Source organism: Simplicispira sp. (assembly GCF_028687295.1).
GTDB lineage: Bacteria > Pseudomonadota > Gammaproteobacteria > Burkholderiales > Burkholderiaceae_C > Simplicispira > Simplicispira metamorpha.
Genome location: NZ_JAQUAL010000156.1, coordinates 1 through 7,804, shown reverse-complemented (window position 1 = coordinate 7,804; position 7,804 = coordinate 1). Strand labels below are relative to the sequence as shown.

Annotated in this window: 8 protein-coding genes; 2 read left to right on the top strand and 6 right to left on the bottom strand. The window is 65.4% G+C overall.

The annotated features are described in order from the left end of the window. Positions 1-95: 95 nt before the first annotated feature. The 5 genes from PHX69_RS13995 to alr all read right to left on the bottom strand — a co-directional run bounded on the left by PHX69_RS13995 (position 96) and on the right by alr (position 4,978). Positions 96-1,676, bottom strand: coding sequence for an ABC transporter substrate-binding protein (locus PHX69_RS13995; RefSeq protein ID WP_288044458.1), 1,581 nt, complete (start codon positions 1,674-1,676; stop codon positions 96-98). Positions 1,677-1,778: 102 nt separating this feature from the next. Next, positions 1,779-2,795: a cytochrome-c peroxidase gene (locus tag PHX69_RS13990; protein ID WP_119013581.1), complete on the bottom strand. Its 1,017-nt coding sequence runs from the start codon at positions 2,793-2,795 to the stop codon at positions 1,779-1,781. A 211-nt stretch (positions 2,796-3,006) separates the two neighbouring features. Further along, positions 3,007-3,408 (bottom strand): type II toxin-antitoxin system tRNA(fMet)-specific endonuclease VapC, encoded by a 402-nt coding sequence (vapC, locus tag PHX69_RS13985; RefSeq protein ID WP_288044456.1) that lies wholly within the window; start codon positions 3,406-3,408, stop codon positions 3,007-3,009. Beyond that, positions 3,405-3,638 carry an antitoxin gene (locus PHX69_RS13980; protein WP_288044455.1) on the bottom strand — a complete coding sequence of 78 codons (234 nt, stop codon included), beginning with the start codon at positions 3,636-3,638 and terminating at the stop codon, positions 3,405-3,407. Before PHX69_RS13980 ends, vapC begins: the two co-directional genes overlap by 4 nt. 227 nt (positions 3,639-3,865) lie before the next feature. Then, entirely contained in the window at positions 3,866-4,978 is a 1,113-nt protein-coding gene (gene alr, locus PHX69_RS13975; protein ID WP_288044453.1) for an alanine racemase, read from the bottom strand. A gap of 139 nt (positions 4,979-5,117) precedes the next feature. On the opposite strand from alr, the gene lplT reads away from it, so the two are divergent. Beyond that, the gene (lplT, locus tag PHX69_RS13970) at positions 5,118-6,422 is read left to right on the top strand and encodes a lysophospholipid transporter LplT (RefSeq protein WP_288044452.1); all 1,305 of its coding nucleotides are present in this window, start codon (positions 5,118-5,120) and stop codon (positions 6,420-6,422) included. Positions 6,423-6,515: 93 nt separating this feature from the next. Continuing rightward, on the top strand, positions 6,516-7,001 hold the full coding sequence (locus tag PHX69_RS13965) for a glutathione peroxidase (RefSeq protein WP_288044451.1): 486 nt from the start codon (positions 6,516-6,518) through the stop codon (positions 6,999-7,001). Between the two features lie 91 nt (positions 7,002-7,092). On the opposite strand, the gene PHX69_RS13960 is transcribed toward PHX69_RS13965, so the two are convergent. Continuing rightward, on the bottom strand, positions 7,093-7,804 hold a 712-nt coding region (locus PHX69_RS13960; protein ID WP_288044449.1), incomplete at its 5' end, for a DUF4214 domain-containing protein.

Below are 7,804 nucleotides of genomic sequence, written 5' to 3'. Positions count from 1 at the left end.
GCCCCCGTTTCAAGCAAAAAACGTCTCCAGGACTGATGTAGCGGGCGCTAGCAGCTATCACATCAATAGCAGATGACGCCCGCTGTGGCGGCGCCTCAGTTCACCTTCAGCAAGCGCCAGTCGATGCGGTTGTCGGCGCGGTGGGGCAGTTGCACCTTTTTGGTGGCCGCCCACGGAATCACCTGGTTGTACAGCGGGATGTGCGAGATCAGCTGGTGCTCGGCCAGCAGCGCTTTCTCGATCAGGGCGTTGCGCGTGGCGTGGTCGGTTTCTTTTTTGATGCGCTCGATCAGTGCGTCCTGCTGCGGGTCAGAAAAGCGCCCCAGGTTGAAGTTGCCGTCGCCGCCCGCGCCCGGCGAGCGGACCAGCGATTGCAGCGAGTAGAAGGCATCAAACGTGGGCACGCCCCAGCCCAGAAGGTAGATGCTGGCCTCGTTGCGCTGGATCATCGGGAAGTAGGTGGCAAACGGCTGCGTGCGCAGCTTGGCCTTGATGCCCACCTTGGCCCACTGCGCAGTGATGGCCTGGCATAGCTGCTCGTCGTTGATGTAGCGGCCTGCGCTGCACGCAAAGTCCACCTCAAAGCCCTGCGGGTAGCCTGCCTCGGCCAGCAGCTTTTGTGCGGCAGCGGCGTCATAGGGCCAGCGCACATCGGCCTTGGCCGTCCAGCCGTTGACCTGGCGCGCCACCAGCGCGCCCGTGGGCTGGGCCAGGCCGCGCAGCACCACGCGCTGGATGGTGTTGATGTCGATCGCCTGGTACAGCGCCTTGCGCACGCGCACGTCCTTGAGCGGGTTTTTGCCTTTCACGCTGGCACCGGGCAGCTCGTCGCGGAACTGGTCCATGCCCAGAAAAATGGTGCGGTACTCGGCGCCTTCGAGCACTTGCAGGTTGGGCGTCTGGCGCACGCGGGCCAGGTCTTGCAGGCTGGGGTCAATCACAAAATCCACCTCGCCCGAGAGCAGCGCTGCCGTGCGCGTGGCGTCCGATTTGATGGGCGTCTGGATCACTTCGGTGACGTTGGTGGGGAACTTGCCCTTGCCCCACCAGTGCGGGTTGGCCTGCAACACGGCACGCTGGTCGGGCGTCCAGGACTTGAGCACAAACGGCCCGGTGCCCAGCGCGTTGCGGTGGGCAAAGTTCTCGTCCTTGGACTTGATGTCTTTGGGCTCGGTGGATTTGTTGGCCTCGGCCCAGGCGCGGCTCATCATGCGCAGCTCGGTGAGCTGGTTCAGCAGCACCGGGTTGGGCAGGTTGGAGACGATGTCGATGGTGTGGCTATCGACCTTCACCACCTTGTCGATGCCCTGGGTATAGACGGCGTAGTTGGAGCTTTTGGCCTTGGCGCGCTCCAGCGAGAACACGGCATCATCGGCAGTGAAGTCGCTGCCGTCGCTGAACTTGACGCCCTTGCGCAGGCTCAATCGCAGTTGCGTGGGGCTGGTCTGTTTCCACTCGGTGGCCAGGGCGGCTTCGGGCTTGAAGGTTTTGCTGTTGTATTCGAGCAGCGTGTCGTACACAGCCGAGTGCAGGGTGTTGTTGGGGCCCAGGTTGTGCGCGTGTACGTCCCAGGTGGTCACATCGCCCGAGCGGGCAAAGCGCAAGGTGTTGGCGTGGGCCGCCAGGGGCAGGGTGGCGACCAGGGCCGCTGCCAGAACCAGGGGTTTGAAGTGCATGGCGTTTCGTCCTTCAGACAATACAAAACGCCACTGTGACCCAGCCACGCGGCAAAAGGAACTACTTTTTTAGGGTATCCATATGCCGCGCGGGGGCGCTGCTCACTCGAACGGCTGGGGGCGGCGGGTCTGGTCGCTCGATGGCGGCAGGATGGGCAGCACCATCTTGGGCTGGTCGCCCGTCAGCGTCTTGAGGAAAGCGACGATGTCGGCGTTCTCTTGCGGCGTGAACTTCTTGCCCAGCTGCAATCGGCCCATGGTGTCCACGGCCTCTGGCAGGGTGTCGGCGGCGCCGTCGTGGAAGTAGGGGTAGGTCAGCGCCACGTTGCGCAGCGAAGGCACCTTGAAGTTGAAGCGGTCGGCATCCTTGCCCGTGACGGCCGAGCGCCCCTCCGCAGGGTTGTCGGTCTGGTAGGCCTCGACCACGCCCATTTTCTGGAACGAGTTGCCGCCTACGTTGGGGCCGTTGTGGCAGGCCACGCAGCCACTGGCCTTGAAGGTCTGGTAGCCGCGCAGCTCCTGGGCGGTGATGGCTTTTTTGTCGCCCTTGAGCCATTGGTCAAAGCGCGCGTTCGGCGTGACCAGCGTTTCTTCAAAGGCGGCAATGGCCAGCGTGACCTCGTCGATGCTGAGCTTGTCATTGCCAAACACCCGCTTGAACTCGGCCACGTATTCGGGAATGGAGCGCAGCATGTCCACGGCCAGGTCGTGGGTGAAGGCCATTTCGCCAGGGTTGGCGATGGGGCCACCGGCCTGCTCGCGCAGGTCTTTGGCGCGGCCATCCCAGAACTGGGCCAGGTTCAGGCTGGAGTTGAGCACTGTGGGCGAGTTGATCGGGCCTTTTTGCCACTTGTCGCCAATGGAGGTCTTGAGGTTGTCGGAGCCGCCCATGCTCAGGTTGTGGCACGAGTTGCAGGAGATGAAGCCCGACTTGGACAACCGGGGATCGAACCAGAGCTTTTTGCCCAACTCCACCTTGGCCGGGTGGGTGACACGGTGCGGCTTGATCGGCTCAATGGGCTCTGGGGAGGGGCCTTTGGCATACACAGCGCCGGTGGCCAGCAAGGCGGCGGTGGCGAGTACACCGAGTCGGGCCCGCAAGATCCGGTAAGAGGTCATGGCGACGTCCTTTCTTGCAGCAGGAGCGCCCTGTGCGCCGTGCAATCCCGAACAACCCTGCGTCCTTCGGGCACTGCGAGCCCCCCACTGTGGAGGGATTGTTGAAGTGCCCCGCCCCCCTGCGCTTGACCTATCTCAAGCCAAAACGCTTTCCGCAGGACGAGCACAACGGCGCCGTGTCGCGCAATACCAGAGGCAAGCGCAGCAGGGATCAGGTGGCGCCAGCCCAGTTGTCCAGCTGCAGGCCGGGCACTTTGGCGAATTCGCGGGTGTTGTTGGTGACCAGCAGGGCCTGCTGGCTCAGGGCGTGGGCGGCAATCATGGTGTCGAGCGCGCCAATGGGGGTGCCACGGCGCTCCAGGTCGGCACGCAAGTCGCCATAGGCCCACACGGCGGCATCGTCAAACGGCAGGATGGTCAGCGGGGCCAGAAACATGTCCAGCGCCTGGCGGTTGCGTGCCGATCCGCTTTTGGCCACACCAAACGCCAGCTCGGCAGCCACCACGCTGCACAGCCCCACATCGCCCATGCGGTACTGCTGGAAGCGCGCCAGCACGGCGGGGGGCTTGGCGTTGATGATGTAGATGCAGATGTTGGTGTCGAGCAAGATCATGGGTTGATCTCGTCGCGTTGCTGGGCGTCAGGCTGCTCGCGTGTGAGCACAAAGCCGGGCTCAAACGCGGCAAGAGCGGCTTGCAGTGTTTGCCAGGGGTCGTCTGCGGGCAGCAGCAGCACGCCGTTGCCAAAGTGTTTGACGACCACTTCGGTGCCTGTAAAACGGTATTCCTTGGGCAGCCGCACGGCTTGGCTGCGGCCAGATTGGAAAAGGCGGGCGGTGTCCATGGCGGGCTCCTTGGTTGGTGACTATCAATGGTAGCTACCACCTACAGCTTTGTCCAGCAGCGATTGCGGAGCGGCAAAATTGCTACTAATTAAATAGCATACTGCGCTCTCCAGATAAGGCCTACCGCCCGAATTGGCTGTGATTCAAAATGACCGGTGCAGCTGCGAGTGGCCCGCGCTCAGCATGGGCCACCTCCAGCATGGAGGCACCGCCAGGCGCGCGCCCGTCAGTCGGCCACGGCCACGGGCACACGCGGCGCCAGTGCGCACATCAGCTCGTAGCCCACAGTGCCTGCGGCGTGGGCCACATCGTCGATGGGCAGCACGGCGCCGGTGCTGCTGCGGCCCCACAGCGTCACTTCGCTGCCCCAGCCGGGCTGCAGGCCCGCCGCCAGCACGGGGTTGAGGTCTACGGCCAGCATGTCCATGCTCACGCGCCCGAGCAGCCGGGTGCGCACGCCCGCCACCAGCACGGGCGCGCCGGTGCCCGCATGGCGCGGGTAGCCATCGGCATAACCGCAGGCGGCAATGCCCACCAGGGTGGGGCGGTCTGCGGTAAAGCACGAGCCGTAGCCCACGGTGTCGCCCGCCTGCAATTGCTGCGTGCCGATCAGGCGCGTGGCCAGCGTCATGGTGGGCTGCAAACCCCAGTGCGCTGCCGTGTGCTCGGGGTGGTCGGGGGCGCTGCCGTACAGGGCGATGCCCGCGCGCACCCAGTCGGCGTACACCGCTGGGGTGCCAGGGCGCTGGCGCAGCGTGGCGGCGCTGTTGCACAGGCTGCGCTCGCCGGGCAGGTCTTGCGCGGCGGCGTTGAAGGCCGCCACCTGGTGGGCAATGCCGCGCGCGCCGTCGGCATCGCTGAAGTGGGTCATGAAAGAGATTTCATCGACCTGCGGCAGCGCGTTCAGCCGCGCCCAGGCGCTGCGAAAACGCTGGGGCGTAAAGCCCAGGCGGTTCATGCCGGTGTTCATTTTCAGGAACACGCGGTGCGCCACCTGCGTTTTGTGCGCGGCCAGCATGTCGATTTGCTCGTCGCAGTGGATGGTGTGCCACAGGGACAGACGCGAGCACAGCTCCAGGTCGCGCGGCTCGAACACGCCTTCGAGCAGCAAGATGGGGCCGCGCCAGCCCAGTTGGCGCACGCGCTGGGCCTCGCTCAAGTCCAGCAGGGCAAAGCCGTCGGCGCCGCGCAGCCCCTCAAAAACATGTTCGATGCCGTGGCCATAGGCGTTGGCCTTGACCACGGCCCAGACCTTGGCGTCAGCGGCAGCGGCGCGTGCGCGCGCCAGGTTGTGTTGCAGGGCAGGGGTGTGGATACAGGCGTGGATGGGGCGCGGCATGGCGGCAGACTCAGGGAAGATGCTGGGGATTCTGGCACCGTTGCCCCGGCAAACGCGTGATATAACCGCGCTTCCCTTGCTCCGGCCCCCTCTTTGCCCTGGGCACCAGCCCAGCGGACACCCTCCCCAGTCCCTTGCCATGAAGCGCGGTTTCTACACCATCATGTCAGCGCAGTTTTTCAGCTCGCTGGCAGACAACGCCTTGTTCGTGGCCGCCGTCGAGTTGCTGCGCGCCAGCGGCGGTGCCGAATGGCAACGCGCCGCGCTGGTACCCATGTTCGCGCTGTTCTACGTCGTCCTGGCGCCGTTTGTCGGCGCCTTTGCCGACGCCCAGCCCAAGGGCCGGGTGATGTTCATCAGCAACGCCATCAAGGTGGTGGGCTGCCTGATGATGCTGTTTGGCTCGCACCCGCTGATGGCGTACGCCGTGGTAGGGCTGGGCGCGGCGGCCTACTCGCCCGCCAAGTACGGCATCCTGACCGAGCTGCTGCCCGCCTCGCAACTGGTCAAGGCCAACGGCTGGATCGAGGGGCTGACCATTGCGTCCATCATTTTGGGTGTGCTGCTGGGCGGGCAGCTGGTGGGGCCGGTGGTGGCGCCGCTGCTGCTGTCCATTGACCTGCCCGGGGTGGACACCGGCATCGACACCGCCCCCGAAGCGGGCATTGCCGCGCTGATCGTGCTCTACCTGATTGCCGCCTGGTTCAACACGCGCATCCCGCACACCGGCGTGGAAATGCGCCCCCTGCGCCAAGACCCCGATCGCAGCGTGCTGGCCAACGCGCTGGCCCTGCTGCCCGACTTCCAGCGCTGCAACCGCCGCCTGTGGCACGACAAGCTGGGGCAGATTTCGCTGGCCACGACCACGCTGTTCTGGGGCGTCTCGGGCAACCTGCGCTACATCGTGCTGGCCTGGGCCGCCGTGGCGCTGGGCTACAGCACCACGCAGGCCTCGGCGCTGGTGGGTGTGGTGGCCATCGGCACGGCAGCGGGCGCCATGCTGGCCTCCATGCGCATGAGCCTGGAAGGCGCCACCCGCGTCATTCCGCTGGGTGTGGGCATGGGCCTGCTGGTGATTTTGATGAACTTCATCGACAACATCTGGCTGGCCGTGCCGTTTTTGATCGTGCTGGGGGGGCTGGGCGGTTTTCTGGTGGTGCCCATGAATGCGCTGCTACAGCACCGGGGCCACAACCTGATGGGCGCGGGCCGCTCCATTGCCGTGCAAAACTTCAACGAGCAGGCCTGCATCCTGGGCCTGGGCGCGCTGTATGCGCTGTCCACCAAGTTCGGCCTGTCGGCCTTTGGCGCCATCTCGGTGTTTGGCGTGGTGGTGGCGGGCGCGATGTGGCTGATCCGGCGCTGGCACCTGCACAACTGCACCCACCACCCGCAAGAGGTGGAACACCTGCTGCGCATCGCGCGCCACGACGCCCACCATTGACTTCCATTTTGATAGCTGCTCGCGCTTACCCTGCGGGCGCTACAGGCCGATTTGGCTCACAATGGACACCCCCCAGTTTCAGGAGCCACTGCCATGCACCCACTGGAAGATTTCAACGCCCACAGCACCGACGGCCACAGCGTGCCGCTGCGCCAATACGCGGGCCAGGTGCTGCTCATCGTCAACACCGCCAGCGCCTGCGGGTTCACGCCGCAGTTGGCCGGGTTGCAGGCGTTGCACCAGCAGTACGCGGCCCAAGGGCTGGTGGTGCTGGGGTTTCCGTGCAACCAGTTTGGCGCCCAAGAGCCGGGCAGCAACGCCGAGATTGCGCAGTTTTGCCAGCGCAATTACGGCGTGGATTTTCCGGTGCTGGCCAAGGTGGAGGTCAACGGCGCGGGCGCCCACCCGCTGTTCCAGTGGCTCAAGGCCCAGGCGCCGGGGCTGCTGGGCACCCAGGCCATCAAGTGGAACTTCACCAAGTTTCTGGTGGGCCGCGATGGCCGGGTGATTCGCCGCTACGCGCCGCAAACGGCACCGCACGAGCTGGCTGCCGACATCGAGGCCGCGCTGGCCGCCTGAGCCACGCCTGCCCGGTGAGGGACAGGGCGTGGTGCAGTGGTGCAGCCCATCGCGCCGCTGGTGGCGGCGTACTCCCACCACATGGCGCAAATCACCCCAGCGCATCAGGCACGGGCATGGGTGCCAGCCCCACCAGACCGGCGGGGCCGCCGTCGCTGGGCAGGAAGCGGTCGTGGTACTCCTGGGACTGTACGAATGCGTCAATGGCCCCCAGCACATCGCCCTGGTTATTGAGCACATGGAGCCAGTGTTCGTATCCACTCTGGTCTGGCGTGCGCCCCAGCAGGCCTACGTAGAACAGTGTCACGCTGACTTCCTCGCGCATCAGTTCCTGGTATTCGCTCGATTGGGCAAACCCGGCCAATGCCTCGCCGCGCGTGGTGCCGCCAGCCAGCTGGCCCAGCCAGTAGGCCTTGCCGGGTGCGTCAGGCAACCGGCCCAGCACGTTCTGGTACAGCGTGTCGAGGAAGCCCGCGTTGTCCAGCGCCCCGTACTGGCGCTGGAATTCGCTGCTGTCGGCAAAGCCTTGGGCCACTTGCTCCAGGCTCTGGCCTTGGTTGAGCATTTGCTCCATCCAGTGGGTCATGCCCGCTTCGTCCGGGATGCGCTCAAAGGCGGCAAAGTACAGGCGGGCCAGTGCGCCAGCATGGGTCTGGAATTCGGTGGAATTCAGGAAGGCGTTGGCCACTTGCGCACGGCTTTGCGCGCCACTGCCGAGCACTTCTTGCCAGTAGGTGAGCCCGGCGCCTTCGGCCTCGCGGAACAAAGTGTCGCGGTACAGCTGCATGGCGTAGAGCTTGGGG

Bases quoted from the DNA above. Each gene is read 5' to 3' on its own strand.
- PHX69_RS13995 (WP_288044458.1), bottom strand. From the start codon at position 1,676: ATGCACTTCAAACCCCTGGTTCTGGCAGCGGCCCTGGTCGCCACCCTG.
- PHX69_RS13990 (WP_119013581.1), bottom strand. From the start codon at position 2,795: ATGACCTCTTACCGGATCTTGCGGGCCCGACTCGGTGTACTCGCCACC.
- vapC (WP_288044456.1), bottom strand. From the start codon at position 3,408: ATGATCTTGCTCGACACCAACATCTGCATCTACATCATCAACGCCAAG.
- PHX69_RS13980 (WP_288044455.1), bottom strand. From the start codon at position 3,638: ATGGACACCGCCCGCCTTTTCCAATCTGGCCGCAGCCAAGCCGTGCGG.
- alr (WP_288044453.1), bottom strand. From the start codon at position 4,978: ATGCCGCGCCCCATCCACGCCTGTATCCACACCCCTGCCCTGCAACAC.
- lplT (WP_288044452.1), top strand. From the start codon at position 5,118: ATGAAGCGCGGTTTCTACACCATCATGTCAGCGCAGTTTTTCAGCTCG.
- PHX69_RS13965 (WP_288044451.1), top strand. From the start codon at position 6,516: ATGCACCCACTGGAAGATTTCAACGCCCACAGCACCGACGGCCACAGC.